Origin of the sequence: Arthrobacter sp. CG_A4, from assembly GCF_035985125.1 — a bacterium.
Lineage (GTDB): Bacteria > Actinomycetota > Actinomycetes > Actinomycetales > Micrococcaceae > Arthrobacter.
Window position 1 is genome coordinate 205,180 of sequence record NZ_JAXCID010000001.1, and the last position, 13,391, is coordinate 218,570.

A 13,391-nucleotide genomic window follows, 5' to 3' on the forward strand; every position below is an offset into this window, starting at 1 on the left:
CCTCTCATCGGGGCAGCGGCCGTGACAAATCGCTGTCGATATACCGTTTCAGTTAGCAAACTGCCACCATGTTCCCACGCCGCCGGAACGCGGACGGCCGATCCTTCGCGTCAAAGGCGGTAAATTCAAGAGGTCCCACAAAGACCCCCAGTTCCACACCACACGAAGGTTCGCCAGCATGACAATGAAGTCCACCGCGGAGCGCCCCGGCCTGACACTGGGCCACAGCATGAAGCCACGCCAGCTCACCATGATGGGACTCGGCAGCGCCATCGGCGCCGGCCTGTTCCTGGGCTCCGGAGCCGGGGTCCAGGCCGCCGGGCCTGCCGTCCTGGTTTCCTACCTGGTCGCGGGAACCCTGATCATCCTCGTGATGTGGGCCCTCGGCGAGATGGCGGCCGCCAATCCCAACAGCGGCGCGTTCTCCGTCTACGCAGCAAAGGCCATGGGCAGGACCGCGGGAGCCACCGTGGGCTGGCTCTGGTGGCTGCAGCTCGTCGTCGTGATCGCCGCCGAAGCCCTCGGCGCCGCCGGGCTGCTGTTCACGGTGTGGCCGGTAATCCCGGTCTGGGCCCTGTCGCTCCTGTTTATGGTCCTGTTCACGGCCATCAACCTCGCCGGGGTGAAGAACTTCGGCGAGTTTGAGTTCTGGTTCGCCATTCTCAAGGTTGCCGCCATCCTGCTGTTCCTGGGGATCGGCACCGCCTTGCTGCTGGGCTGGCTGCCGGACGTCACCTCCCCGGGTCTGGGCAACATCACCACCAACTTCGCCCCAGAGGGCCTCGGCGGGATCGCGAGCGCGCTTTTCGTGGTGATCTTCGCCTTCGGCGGCACCGAGATCGTCAGTGTGGCCGCCGCCGAGACCGAGAACCCCCAGCACAGCGTGGGCCAGGCGATCCGCACGGTCGTGTGGCGGATCCTTGTCTTCTACATCGGCTCCGTCTTCGTGATCGCCGCAGTCCTTCCGTACACCTCGGAGGCGCTGAAGTCCCCGTTCGCGGGCGTCCTGGACCTGGCCGGCATCCCCGGTGCCGGTGCCGCCATCACCCTGGTGGCCGTCGTCGCGCTCCTCTCGGCCCTGAACGCGAACCTGTACGGCGCCTCCCGGATGGTCTTCTCACTCTCCGAACGCGGCGAGGCCCCCGCGTTTCTTTCGAAGATCAACACGGCGCACGTGCCGATGGTCGCCGTCGGCGTCTCGGTGGCGTTCGGCTTCCTGGCCGCGGTGCTGGAGCTGCTCTTCCCGGAGCAGATCCTGCCGGCACTGTTCCAGCTGGTCGGTTCGACGTGCCTGATCGTCTGGGGCTCCGCCCTGGTGTCCCAGCTGATCCTCCGCCGCCGGGCAGACCGTGAGGGCACCACCCTGCCGCTGCGGATGCGGGGCTTCCCGGGCCTGACGATCTTCGGGCTTGTACTCCTGGCCCTGATCTTCGCCGTCGGCTTCAGCAGCCCGGACAGCAGCAGGCAGCTCGTCAGCACCATCGCCCTGGTGGCCGGCATTGCCGCGGCCTGCTGGACCGGCGCCCGGCTGGCCCGCAGCCGCCACGCCGGGCCCGCCGAGCCCGCCGAGCCCGCCGACACGAAGTAACCCGGCATGACCTGTACAAATTGCCACGCTCGCCGGCGTGGAAGCATGCAGTTCTTGACAGTCTGGCCAGCGATTCCCTAGCGGATTGCCCAGCGAGCCCGCGGTGACTAGGGTCACAGCCATGGACACACTTCCTCCGGCGGTTTCCGGCGACGCTGCCGAGTCGCCCAGCCCTGCCCAGCTCCGCAGGCTCTACTCGCTCATGGTGGCGGTCCGCCATCTCGACACCTCGGCCATCGCCTGGCAGCGGCAGGGCATTATCCCCGGCTACGCGCCGGAGCTCGGCCAGGAAGCGGCCCAGGTGGGCAGCGGCTACGCCGTGGATACCACCCGGGACTTCGTCTTCCCCACCTACCGCGAGATGGGCGTCGCCCGGACCATGGGCGTGGACATGGTGTCCTATATGTCCACCCACAAGGCCACCTGGCACGGTGGGCTCTACAATCCGATGGAGTCCCGCCTGGCCCCGATCCAGGCCGTCGTGGCCGGATCCGTGCTGCACGCCGTCGGCTGGGCGCATGGCCAGACGCTGGAACAAAAGGACGGCGGCACCCTCGGCGTCGCCCTGACCTACTTCGGCGACGGTGCCTCCTCGCAGGGCGATGTCCACGAGGCCATGAACTTCGCCGCCGTGATGAAGGCCCCCGTGGTGTTCTTCGTCCAGAACAACGGGTGGGCCATCTCGGTCCCCACCGAACGCCAGGTGGCCGGCGGTTCGGTCGCCGCCCGCGCGGCCGGCTACGGCATGCCGGCGCTGCAGATCGACGGCGACGACGTCGTCGCGGTCCTCGAGGCCAGCCGGCGCGCCTTCGCGCACGCACGCTCCGGCAACGGTCCCGTGCTCATCGAGGCCATGACCTACCGCCGTGGCCCGCACTCGACCTCCGATGACCCCGGCCGCTACCGCTCCCTTGACGAGGAGCGCGACGACGCGGGCGTGGACCCGCTGGAACGCTTCCGGCAGCGGCTGCTCGCCGAGGGGATCGCGGACGGGGCATTCTTCGCCGAGGCCCTCGCGGCTGCGAAGACCGAAGTGGAGCAGACCCGGGCCGGCATCCAGGCCCTCGGCTCCCGCCCCGGCACCGAAATGTTTGACCTGGTCTTCCAGGAAACCACCCCTGCCCTGCAGGCCCAGGCCGCCAGCTGGCGCGAGGAGTCCGAACATGTCTAACTCGACGATCGACGGCGGGACCGCCGGACTTCGACAGGCCCAATCACCGTCCCAGGCACAGGCCCAATCCCAGCCCCAATCCCCGGCGCCTGCACCGGAAAGTGCCGGCACCGTGATGTCCATGCAGCAGGCGCTCAACCGGGCCCTCGACGAGGTGCTTGCGGAGAACCCCAAGGCCGTCATTTTTGGCGAGGACTGCGGCCGGCTCGGCGGCGTCTTCCGCATCACGGACGGGCTGCAGGCCAAACACGGCGAACAGCGGGTCTTCGACACTCCGCTGGCGGAATCCGGCATCCTCGGCATGTCCGTGGGCCTGGCGATGGCCGGCTTCCACCCGATCCCCGAGGTCCAGTTCGACGGCTTCGCCTACCCCGCCATCAACCAGATCGTCTGCCAGATCGCGCGGATGAACTACCGCAGCCGGGGCACCCTGCCGATGCCGATCACCCTGCGCGTGCCCAGCTTCGGCGGTATCCGCGCCCCCGAGCACCACGGCGAAAGCCTCGAGGCGCTCTTCGCCCATGTGCCCGGGCTCAAGGTGGTTTCGCCGTCGAACCCGCACGAGGCCTACCACCTGCTCAAGTACGCCGCCACCCGCCCGGACCCGGTGATCTTCATGGAGCCGAAGTCCCGCTACTGGCAGAAGGGCGAGGTGGACGCCGCCACGCACGATGCAGCCGGAGGCTCCCCCACCGGCGCCAAGGTTATGCGCGAGGGCCGCCACCTCACCCTTGTCGCGTGGGGCGCCATGGTGGCCCGCTGCCTGCAGGTGGCCGAGCTCGCCGCCGAGGACGGGATCGACGTCGAGGTCCTGGACCTGCGCTGGCTCAAGCCGATCGACGCCGGGGCGCTGGCCGCGTCCGTGCGGAAGACGCGCCGCGCCGTCGTCGTCCACGAAGCGCCGCTGACCTCCGGGCTGGGCGCCGAGGTGGCGCAGCTGATCACGCATAACTGCTTCGACACCCTCAGGGCCCCGGTGGAGCGGGTCACCGGCTTCGACGTCCCATATCCTTCGGGGGACCTGGAAGACGAATACATCCCGAACATTGACCGGATCCTCTTCGGTATCCAGCGAGTATTGGAGTACAAACGTGGCTGAAATTTCCTTCCCGCTGCCCGACCTCGGCGAGGGCCTGATCGAGGCCACGGTGCTGGAATGGCTGGTTTCCCCGGGCGAGCAGGTGGAGCGCAACCAGCCGCTCGTCGAGGTCGAAACCACCAAGTCGGCCGTTGAATTGCCCAGCCCGCAGGCAGGTAAGGTGGTGCGTATCCACGGCGGGCCCGGTGACACGATCAATGTCGGCGAGCCACTGATTGTGTTTGAGGTGCCGGACAATACCGCCGGCATCGTGGGCACGGTCCCGAAGGAAGAGGCACCGAAGCGCCGGGTCCGCCTGAGCGCCGTACTTGACGAGGACTGACAGCGAGGACTGACACCATGAGCGGCAGACACACCGGCGAACTGCATTCCCACACGGTGGAGGGCACCGACCCGCAGCTGTACATCGCGGTCCACGAACCGCAGGACGACGCCGGGCTGCGCCCCGTGCTGCTGCTGCACGGCTTCTCCTCCTCCGCCAAGCTCAACTGGGAAGATACCGGCTGGATCACCGCCCTGCTCGGGGCCGGCCGCCGCGTCATCACCGTGGACCTGCCCGGCCACGGCCGCAGCGGCGCCCCCGAGGACATGGATTCCTACGCGCCGAGCCGGATCCGCGCGGATCTGCTCCAGATTGCCGTGGACGCCGGCGTCCGGCCCGTGCGCGACGGCGACCCGGCCAGCGGCCTGGATCTGATCGGGTATTCCCTCGGCTCGCGGCTTGCCTGGGAGTTCGGGGCGACCCAGCATGAGCTGGTCCACCGGCTGGTCCTGGGCGGGCCGAACGTGGCGGATCCGCTCGCGGACTTCGACCTCGTCGCGGCCCAGCGCTACCTCGCCGACGGCACCCCGATTGCGGATGAATCGACCGCCGGGCTGCTGAAGATGGCCCAGCTGCTGCCGAGCAACAACATCTTCTCGCTGCTGTCCCTCGTGGAAGCGGTCAAGAGCGAGCCGTTCGATCCCGCCGAGGCTGTCCCGCACATGCCGATGCTGCTGGTGGCCGGCGAGAAGGACCACCGTGCCGCCTCCATGCCGGAGCTCGCCGCACTCGGCGCCACGGCCGGCGCTATGGTGGAACAGCTGATCCTGCCGGGCCGGAACCATACCAACGCCATCACCAGCCGCGCGTTTAAGCAGGGGGCCGTCAGCTTCCTGGGTGTCTAGGGCGCCTGCCGTCTTAAAGCAACGAGGGGTCACCTACGGCCCATCCGAGCGACGTGGATGGGCCGTAGGTGACCCCGCGTTGTTCCGGCACGTCGGATGGATGGAACTGGCCGCAGCAAAGTGGCCGGAACCGGAGGAGGGACCCCGTGGGCATGCGCTTCACAGACCGCGACGAGGCCGGCCGGTTGTTGGCGGCCGCCCTCCCCCAGTTCCGGGGACGGCCGGGCACGCTGGTGCTGGGTCTGGCCCGCGGCGGCGTGCCGGTGGCGGCCGCCGCCGCCGAGGCCCTCCGGCTTCCCTTTGATGTACTCCTGGTCCGCAAACTGGGGATTCCCGGCCACGAGGAAACAGCCTTCGGCGCGCTTGCCTGGTCAGCCGGCCGGGTGGTGCGTGTGCTCAACCGGCCCCTTGTGGCCAGGCTTCTGGAAGTCGGCGTCCGGCAGTCCGAGCTGGACCGGGTGGAAAGTATCGAGCGGGCCGAGCTGGAATGCCGCGCTGCGGCATATCCGGGACCCCGGCCGGTGCTCGCGGGCAGCACCGTCATCCTGGTCGACGACGGGCTGGCCACGGGAGCAACCATGCGGGCCGGGCTCGAGGCGGTGCGGGCGGCGGGCGCCGCAACCGTCGTCGTCGGGGTCCCCGTGGCCTCGCTGGAAGCTGGGACGGCGCTGGAGGAGCTGGCCGACGCCGTCTTCTTCCTGCACCTTCCCGGCCAGTTCCGCGCCGTCGGCAGCTATTACCGGACCTTCGCGCAGATTCAGGACCACGACGTCGTCCGGCTCCTCGGTGCCCGCCCCGCCTGAACAGCAACGCGGGGTCAGATACGGCCCGTGCGGCGGCCTTGGATGGGCGCGACGTGACCCCGCGTTGCTTCTAAACGCGTTGCTTGAAAGCGAGTGGCACGGACCTTTCGGTCCGCGCCCCTCGCTATGTGGCTAGTTCTATGTGGCTGGTTCCGTGTTACTGATTCTTAGTGCTTTGCCTTCTCGGCCGGCGCGTGGTGGCTGACACCGAGCGGGCGGCCCCTGGTTTCCCCGGCCAGGATAACGCCGACTGCCGAGATGACGCAGAGGATCATGATGTAGATACCGATAGATCCGGTCCACTTGGTGCCCTGCAGCAGGGCCTCCGCAATGGTCGCCGCGAACGCGCCGCCGAGGATGGCGCCGAATGCGTAACCGATCGAGATGCCCGAGTAGCGCACGTTCGCCGGGAACATTTCGGCGTACATTGCGGACATCGGGCCATAGGACAGGCCCAGGCCGATGGTCAGGACGAACAGCGCGACGCCGTAGAGAACGATGTTTTTAGTATCAATGAGCGCGAACATCGGGATCATCCAGGCGAAGACGATGCCGTAGCCGATCAGGAAGGTCTTGACCCGGCCGATCTTGTCCGACAGCCAGCCGCCCACCAGGGTGAAGATCAGCCAGCCGAAGGAGGCCAGTGTGGTGGCGAGCAGGATCTGCGGGGTGGGCATCTTCAGGGTTTTGGTCGCGTAGGAGATGAAGAACGCGATCAGCAGGTAGCCGGCGGCGTTGTTGCCGATGAAGATCATCGTCGAGTAGAGGACGGCCTTTTTGTGCTTCCGGAAGAGCTCCCCGAGCGGCGCTTTGCTTTCTTCCTTGCGGTCCTGCATCTCCTTGAAGACGGGGCTCTCGGCGACCGCGCGGCGGATCAGGTAGCCGACCACGATCAGTGCGATGGAGAGCAGGAACGGTACACGCCAGCCCCACGAAGCGAAGTCCTCCTTGGACATGCCTGTGTTCAGGAAGTACAGCAGTCCGGTGGCGAGGATCATGCCCACCGGAACACCGATCTGCGGGTAGGCGCCGAACAGGCCGCGCTTGCTCTTGGGGGCGTGCTCCACGGCCATCAGGGCGGCGCCGCCCCATTCACCGCCGGCGGAGAAGCCCTGGACGATACGGAGGAGGATCAGCAGGATCGGAGCCCAGACGCCGATCTGGGCGTAGGTGGGCAGCATACCGATCAGGGCCGTCGCGGCACCCATCATGATGAGTGTGAAGACCAGCATGGCCTTGCGTCCGAGGCGGTCACCGAGGTGGCCGGCAACGACGGCGCCGAGCGGGCGGAACAGGAAGCTGATGCCGATGAGGGCGAAGGACAGGATCTGCGCCAGGCCCGGATTCGAATTCTGCAGCGGGGTGAGGAACAGCGGCGACAGCAGCGTTGCTGTCAGCTGGGCGAAGATGAAGAAGTCGTACCACTCGATCGTGGTTCCGACCAGCGTCCCGGCGAGGACCTTGCGTTCCTCATGCTTGCTGCTGGGGCCCGCCTCTGAATCGACGAATGAAGTTGCGGTCATTGAAACTCCGTTGCTGGGGGCAGGTGAACTGCCCGGGGTGGGTGCCTCGTGATTTACTGATCGAACGGTCAGTTAGTTGGTAAGAAGTACCTTACTACGAAAATGTGATAAGGCGCACACAATTCTTGAAATTTCACGCCATGGCCGATACATGACAGTGCGGACCCCGGGCTCCGGACCAGGCCTGCCGGGTCAGCAGCTCACGGTCGGGGCCCGGAGGGACTCATGAGGCTCCTGCCCGCCAGCCGGTCCCGCGCCGGGCCCGCGCCGGGCCCGGCCACTGGACCTAGGATGGACAAATGACAGCGAACGCCGCCGGCAACCAGGCTTCCCCCTCGCAGACGCTCTCCCGCGGCATCCGCGCATTGGAAATCCTCGCCGAGGCCCAAGAGCCGCTGAGCATTGCCGAACTCGCCGGCGCCATGGGGGTCCACCGCTCCGTGGCCTACCGGATCCTGCGCACCCTGGAGGATCACTCCCTGCTGGTGCGCGACGACGGCGGGCGGGTCCAGCCGGGCCCCGGCCTCGCCGTACTGGCCCGCGGAGTGGCCCGGAATCTGCAGACCGCCGCCCTGCCCGAGCTGACCCAACTCGCAAACACCCTGACAATGAGCGCCTTCGTGGCGGTCTGGGACCACGAGGACTGCGTCACCCTGGTCAGCGTTGACCCTCGGCATACCGGCGCCGCGGTGGTCCAGCATCCTGGCTCCCGGCACCCGATCAGCGCCGGTGCCCCCGGTATCGCCATCCAGTCGGCCCACTCCGAACAGGAGTGGAATGTCCTCGCCCCCGGGATCCCCTACCGGCCCGAGGCTACCGAGGCCAGACGCCGGGGATACGCGGCCAGCCATGACGAGGTCATCGCAGGAGTCTCCTCACTCGCCGTCCCGGTCCGGGTTCCGGGCGGGCGTCCGGCGGCCATCGCCGTCGTCTACATCCGTGCCGCCCAGGACCCTGCGGAGGTGGCCGCTGCCCTGGCCGCGAGCGCCGGACGGATCGAGAGCCAGCTGGGCTGACGCCGGAGGGGTACTCGCCGGTCCGCGCCTGCGCCCCCGACGAACTAACGAAAATGCCCACCAGCACCCCGGGGCCAGCTGCCGCAAGATGCTTGACAAGCGGCTCCGTCTCGGGCAGGTTGTATCGTATACGATTTCATACTCAATGAGGAGATGCGATGGAGCAGCTTTCGCAGGATGACCTTGCCGCCGCCGGCAAGGTCATCGCGGTACACATCAACTACCCCAGCCGTGCAGCCCAGCGGGGCCGCACCCCGGAGCAGCCCTCCTATTTCCTGAAGCCGTCCTCCTCCCTCAGCCGCAGCGGCGGAACCGTGGAGCGCCCGGACGGCTGCGAGCTGCTGGCCTTCGAGGGCGAGGTGGCGCTCGTGATCGGCACGCGGGCGCGGCGAGTATCCCCCGCGGACGCCTGGGCCCACGTTGGCTCCATTACCGCCGCCAACGACCTCGGCGTCTATGACCTCCGCTACGCGGACAAGGGTTCCAACCTCCGTTCCAAGGGCGGCGACGGCTTCACGCCCGTGGGTCCGGCCCTGCTCTCCGCCCGGGACGTCGACCCCGCCGGGCTCCGCATCCGCACCTGGCTCAACGGAAAACCGGTCCAGGATGACACCACGGACACGCTGCTGTTCCCGTTCGCCAGGCTTGTGGCGGATTTGTCCCAGCTGCTGACTCTGGAGCCGGGCGACATCATCCTGACGGGAACGCCCGCGGGAGCCTCCGTCGCCCAGCCCGGTGACGTTATGGAAGTCGAAGTGGACGCCCCCGCTTCCGGCCTCAGCACCGGGAAGCTCTCCACCACCGTGGTCCAGGGCACGGTCCCACTGGCCAACTACGGTGCCGGGCCGCGCACCGATGAAACGCAGCGCGCCGAGGCGTACGGCACACCGGCCCCGGAGGAGACCGCCACCGCCCCTGCGCCCGTGCTGGCCACTGTGCCAGTGCTGACGCCGGGGCTGAAAGCCAAGCTGGAGTCCGTCGGGACCGCCACCCTGAGCTCCCAGCTCCGCAAGCGCGGGCTCAACAACGTCAGCATCGACGGCCTGCAGTCCACCCGGCCGGACCGCAAGGTGGTGGGCGTCGCCCGGACGCTGCGCTACGTGCCCAACCGCGAGGACCTGTTCAAGGCCCACGGCGGCGGCTTCAACGCCCAGAAGCGCGCCATCGACTCGCTGCGGGACGGCGAGATCCTGGTCATGGAGGCCCGCGGAGAGAAAGGCACCGGAACGGTGGGAGACATTCTCGCCCTCCGCGCCGAGGTCAACGGCGCCGTGGCCATCATCACCGACGGCGGCGTCCGGGACGTCACCGCCGTCGGCGCCCTGGCGATGCCCACGTACTTCGCCAACGCGCACCCCGCCGTCCTCGGCCGGCGCCACATCCCCTGGGACGTTGACCTCACCATCTCGTGCGGCGGCGCCACCGTGCAGCCGGGCGACATCATCGTCGGCGACGCCGACGGCCTCCTGGTGATCCCGCCGGCACTCGCCGAAGAACTGGCCGACGACTCGCTCGTGCAGGAAGCCGAGGAGTCGTACATAGCGGAGATGGTGGCCGCCGGCCACAGCGTGGACGGGCTTTACCCGATGAACGCGCAGTGGCAGGAAAAATTCCGCAGATGGTCCGCCGCCCACGCCGCCGCCCATACCCAGGAAGCACCTGCCCGGAAAGCACCCGCCCAATGAGTGTGCCGGCCGCCGCCAGTAAATCGGAACAGGCCTACGCCGCCATCAAGGCCAGCATCCTGGGCGGCGAATACTCCCCCGGCTACCGTTTGGTGCTGGCCAAGATTGCCGAGGACCTGGGCGTCAGCGTGGTGCCGGTCCGCGAAGCCATCCGCAGGCTCGAGGCGGAGCGCTTTGTGGTGTTCGAACGCAACGTCGGCGCCACTGTGGCCGGAATCGACCCCACCGAATACCTCTACACCATGCAAACGCTGAGCATCGTGGAGGGTGCGGCCACCGCCCTCGCAGCCCCGCTGGTCTCCGCCGCGGACATTGAACGCGCCCGGGCCATCAACGCCCTGATGCGAGAGTGCCTGGACCACTTCGATCCGGTCCGTTTCACGAGCCTGAACCAGGACTTCCACGGCGTCCTGTTCGAGTACTGCCCCAACCCGCACATCCTGGATCTCGTGCACCGCGGCTGGAACCGGCTGCAGGCGCTGCGGTCTTCCACCTTCAGCTACGTCCCCGGCCGGGCGCGCGAGTCCGTGGCCGAACACGAAGCGCTGCTGGTGCTGCTCGAGACGGGCGCTTCGGCGGACGACGTCGAACGCGCTGCCCGGGCCCACCGCGCCGCCACCCTTGACGCCTACTTAGCCCGCAGCCGTTCCGACGCGGCACCCACGCTCTCCTAGCACCTGTTTTCTGCCACCTGACCCACGTCCGGCCCCGAAGCCGGATCCCCCCGAAACGACAAGGAATAACAATGAAGTTCCGTTCCGATCCGCAGCAGCATCTCAAAGGCTCCCTCGCCGCAATGTTCACCCCGTTCACCGAGACCGGGGACGTTGACCACGTGAGCCTGCGCAACATGGTTGAGTGGCAGATCGCCAGCGGCTCCGCCGGCATCACGATCGGCGGCTCCACCGGCGAACCCAGCGCCCAGTCCGTGGAGGAGCGCGCCGACGCCATCCGGGTCACCGCCGCCGTAATCGGCGACCGTGTCCCGTTTATGGCCGGCACCGGCACCGCGAAACTGGCCGAGACGCTGGAACTCACGCAGGCCGCCGTCGACGCCGGTGCCGACGCTTCGATGATCATCACGCCCTACTACTCGCGGCCCACACAGGAGGCGCTGTACCGCTGGTACGCCACAATTGCCACCGAGTTCCCGCAGATGCCGTTCGTGATCTACAACGTGCCCTCGCGCACCGCGGTGGACATGGCCCCGGAGACGGTGGCCCGGCTGTTCCGCGACTTCGACAACATCGTCGGCATCAAAGAAACCACCAAGGACTTCGAGCACTTCTCCCGCGTTATGCACCTCGCCGGCAAGGACCTGCTGGTCTGGTCAGGCATCGAACTTCTTTGCCTGCCGCTCATGGCGATCGGCGGCGTCGGCTTCATCTCCGCCCTGGCCAACATCGCGCCGAAGGCCTCCGCGGACATGTACCAGGCCTGGGTCGACGGCGACTTCGAGACCGCCCGGGAGATCCACTACGGCGTGCACCCGCTGGTGGACCTGCTGTTCGTCGAGACCAACCCGGCGCCCGGCAAATGGCTGATGGCGCAGGCCGGGCTGATCTCCTCCGACTATGTGCGGCCCCCGCTCATCACGCCCACCGAACCCGGGCTGAAGCAGATCACCGAACTGATGGAAGCGGGCCGGGACTACCTCACCCCCGTCGACGGCTTCCGGATCACCCGGTAAACCCCACCGCGCATAAGAATTTCGCCTAAGAGAATTTCACCCGGAAGAATTTCACGCAGAAGCAAAGGATCATTCCCATGGCTGAGCACTACATTCCAGACGACCTCCCCACGCACATCCGCCACTACATCGACGGCGAATTCGTCGATTCCGTCAACGGGGCGACCTTCGATGTCCTGGACCCGGTGTCCAACGAGTCCTACGCCACCGCCGCCGCCGGGCAGAAGGAAGACGTCGACCTCGCCGTCGCCGCCGCCCGCAAGGCCTTCACCAATGGCCCGTGGCCGCGGATGAAGCCCCGCGAACGCGCCCGGGTCCTGCACCGGATCGCCGATGCCGTCGAGGCCCAGGAGACGCGGCTGGCCCAGCTGGAAACCTTCGATACCGGGCTGCCCATCACCCAGGCCAAGGGCCAGGCGCTGCGGGCGGCCGAGAATTTCCGCTTTTTCGCCGACCTTATCGTGGCGCAGTTCGACGACGCGATGAAGGTCCCCGGCGCGCAGATCAACTACGTCAACCGCAAGCCGATCGGCGTCGCCGGCCTCATCACTCCCTGGAACACGCCGTTTATGCTGGAATCCTGGAAGCTGGCCCCGGCGCTGGCCACCGGCAACACCGTGGTGCTCAAACCGGCCGAGTTCACGCCGCTGTCCGCGTCCCTCTGGGCGAAGATTTTCAAGGACGCGGGGCTGCCCGACGGCGTCTTCAACCTGGTCAACGGCCTCGGCGAGGAAGCCGGCGACGCGCTCGTGAAGCACCCGGACGTCCCGCTGATCTCCTTCACCGGTGAGACCACCACCGGCAAGACGATTTTTCGCAACGCCGCGGAGAACCTCAAGGGCCTCTCCATGGAACTCGGCGGCAAGAGCCCGGCGATTATCTTCGCCGACGCCGACCTCGACGCCGCCATCGATTCCACCCTGTTCGGTGTCTTCTCGCTCAACGGCGAGCGCTGCACGGCCGGCTCGCGGATCCTGGTGCACCGGCATATTTACGAGGCGTTCTGCGAACAGTACGCGGCGCGGGCCAGGAACATCGTAGTGGGCGACCCGCATGACCCGAAGACCGAGGTGGGCGCGCTGGTGCACCCCGAGCACTACGACAAGGTCGCCAGGTACGTCGAAATCGGCAAGACTGAGGGCCGGCTGCTTGCCGGCGGCGGGCGGCCCGAGGGGCTTCCGGGAGGAAACTACATCGCCCCCACCGTCTTCGCCGACGTCCGGCCGGACGCCAGGATCTTCCAGGAGGAAATCTTCGGCCCCGTCGTCACCATCACCCCGTTCGACGACGACGCCGAGGCACTGGCGCTGGCGAACAACACCCGGTACGGCCTCGCGGCCTATGTCTGGACCAACGACCTGACCCGGGCGCACAACTTCTCCCAGAGTCTGGAGGCCGGCATGGTCTGGCTCAACAGCCACAATGTCCGGGACCTCCGCACCCCGTTCGGCGGCGTCAAGGCCTCCGGCCTGGGCCACGAGGGCGGCTACCGCTCCATCGACTTCTACACGGACCAGCAGGCCGTCCACATCACGCTGGGCGCCGTCCACACCCCCAAATTCGGCGCATCGGCGTCGCAGTAGCACAATCGGCTGCCTGCCCGGCCGGCTGCCTGCCCGGCCGCCAACATACCGCCACCACCCAATGAG

The 13,391-nt window shown here is 67.7% G+C and carries 12 protein-coding genes; 11 read left to right on the top strand and 1 reads right to left on the bottom strand.

The genetic code is table 11. The annotated features are described in order from the left end of the window. Positions 1–178 precede the first annotated feature (178 nt). The 6 genes from RCH07_RS00885 (at position 179) to RCH07_RS00910 (ending at position 5,828) form a co-directional block, all read left to right on the top strand. A complete protein-coding gene (locus tag RCH07_RS00885) occupies positions 179–1,588 on the top strand; it encodes an amino acid permease (protein WP_326965571.1) in 1,410 nt (469 codons plus the stop codon). Between the two features lie 121 nt (positions 1,589–1,709). Then, complete coding sequence (locus RCH07_RS00890) at positions 1,710–2,759, top strand: thiamine pyrophosphate-dependent enzyme (RefSeq protein ID WP_326965572.1); 1,050 nt, start codon at positions 1,710–1,712, stop codon at positions 2,757–2,759. Positions 2,760–2,874: 115 nt separating this feature from the next. Next, the gene (locus tag RCH07_RS00895; protein WP_326965659.1) at positions 2,875–3,858 is read left to right on the top strand and encodes an alpha-ketoacid dehydrogenase subunit beta; all 984 of its coding nucleotides are present in this window, start codon (positions 2,875–2,877) and stop codon (positions 3,856–3,858) included. Then, a complete protein-coding gene (locus RCH07_RS00900) occupies positions 3,851–4,180 on the top strand; it encodes a biotin/lipoyl-containing protein (RefSeq protein WP_326965573.1) in 330 nt (109 codons plus the stop codon). Before RCH07_RS00895 ends, RCH07_RS00900 begins: the two co-directional genes overlap by 8 nt. A 17-nt stretch (positions 4,181–4,197) precedes the next feature. Continuing rightward, the gene (locus tag RCH07_RS00905; protein WP_326965574.1) at positions 4,198–5,025 is read left to right on the top strand and encodes an alpha/beta fold hydrolase; all 828 of its coding nucleotides are present in this window, start codon (positions 4,198–4,200) and stop codon (positions 5,023–5,025) included. A 152-nt stretch (positions 5,026–5,177) separates the two neighbouring features. Next, entirely contained in the window at positions 5,178–5,828 is a 651-nt protein-coding gene (locus tag RCH07_RS00910; protein ID WP_326965660.1) for a phosphoribosyltransferase, read from the top strand. A gap of 167 nt (positions 5,829–5,995) precedes the next feature. Here the strand turns inward: RCH07_RS00910 and RCH07_RS00915 are convergent, their stop codons facing one another. Beyond that, the gene (locus RCH07_RS00915) at positions 5,996–7,351 is read right to left on the bottom strand and encodes an MFS transporter (RefSeq protein ID WP_326965575.1); all 1,356 of its coding nucleotides are present in this window, start codon (positions 7,349–7,351) and stop codon (positions 5,996–5,998) included. Between the two features lie 299 nt (positions 7,352–7,650). On the opposite strand from RCH07_RS00915, the gene RCH07_RS00920 reads away from it, so the two are divergent. The 5 genes from RCH07_RS00920 (at position 7,651) to hpaE (ending at position 13,325) form a co-directional block, all read left to right on the top strand. Then, complete coding sequence (locus RCH07_RS00920) at positions 7,651–8,367, top strand: IclR family transcriptional regulator (protein WP_326965576.1); 717 nt, start codon at positions 7,651–7,653, stop codon at positions 8,365–8,367. A gap of 158 nt (positions 8,368–8,525) precedes the next feature. Beyond that, positions 8,526–10,052: a fumarylacetoacetate hydrolase family protein gene (locus RCH07_RS00925; RefSeq protein ID WP_326965577.1), complete on the top strand. Its 1,527-nt coding sequence runs from the start codon at positions 8,526–8,528 to the stop codon at positions 10,050–10,052. Continuing rightward, a complete protein-coding gene (locus RCH07_RS00930; protein WP_326965578.1) occupies positions 10,049–10,726 on the top strand; it encodes a GntR family transcriptional regulator in 678 nt (225 codons plus the stop codon). The genes RCH07_RS00925 and RCH07_RS00930 overlap by 4 nt, the downstream gene beginning before the upstream one ends. Positions 10,727–10,797: 71 nt before the next feature. Next, complete coding sequence (gene dapA / locus RCH07_RS00935; protein ID WP_326965579.1) at positions 10,798–11,742, top strand: 4-hydroxy-tetrahydrodipicolinate synthase; 945 nt, start codon at positions 10,798–10,800, stop codon at positions 11,740–11,742. Between the two features lie 77 nt (positions 11,743–11,819). Next, a complete protein-coding gene (hpaE, locus tag RCH07_RS00940; RefSeq protein WP_326965580.1) occupies positions 11,820–13,325 on the top strand; it encodes a 5-carboxymethyl-2-hydroxymuconate semialdehyde dehydrogenase in 1,506 nt (501 codons plus the stop codon). The last annotated feature ends 66 nt before the right edge of the window (positions 13,326–13,391 follow it).

Coding starts and splice junctions, on each gene's coding strand:
- RCH07_RS00885 (WP_326965571.1), top strand. CDS start 179: ATGACAATGAAGTCCACCGCGGAGCGCCCCGGCCTGACACTGGGCCAC.
- RCH07_RS00890 (WP_326965572.1), top strand. CDS start 1,710: ATGGACACACTTCCTCCGGCGGTTTCCGGCGACGCTGCCGAGTCGCCC.
- RCH07_RS00895 (WP_326965659.1), top strand. CDS start 2,875: ATGTCCATGCAGCAGGCGCTCAACCGGGCCCTCGACGAGGTGCTTGCG.
- RCH07_RS00905 (WP_326965574.1), top strand. CDS start 4,198: ATGAGCGGCAGACACACCGGCGAACTGCATTCCCACACGGTGGAGGGC.
- RCH07_RS00910 (WP_326965660.1), top strand. CDS start 5,178: ATGCGCTTCACAGACCGCGACGAGGCCGGCCGGTTGTTGGCGGCCGCC.
- RCH07_RS00915 (WP_326965575.1), bottom strand. CDS start 7,351: ATGACCGCAACTTCATTCGTCGATTCAGAGGCGGGCCCCAGCAGCAAG.
- RCH07_RS00920 (WP_326965576.1), top strand. CDS start 7,651: ATGACAGCGAACGCCGCCGGCAACCAGGCTTCCCCCTCGCAGACGCTC.
- RCH07_RS00925 (WP_326965577.1), top strand. CDS start 8,526: ATGGAGCAGCTTTCGCAGGATGACCTTGCCGCCGCCGGCAAGGTCATC.
- RCH07_RS00930 (WP_326965578.1), top strand. CDS start 10,049: ATGAGTGTGCCGGCCGCCGCCAGTAAATCGGAACAGGCCTACGCCGCC.
- dapA (WP_326965579.1), top strand. CDS start 10,798: ATGAAGTTCCGTTCCGATCCGCAGCAGCATCTCAAAGGCTCCCTCGCC.
- hpaE (WP_326965580.1), top strand. CDS start 11,820: ATGGCTGAGCACTACATTCCAGACGACCTCCCCACGCACATCCGCCAC.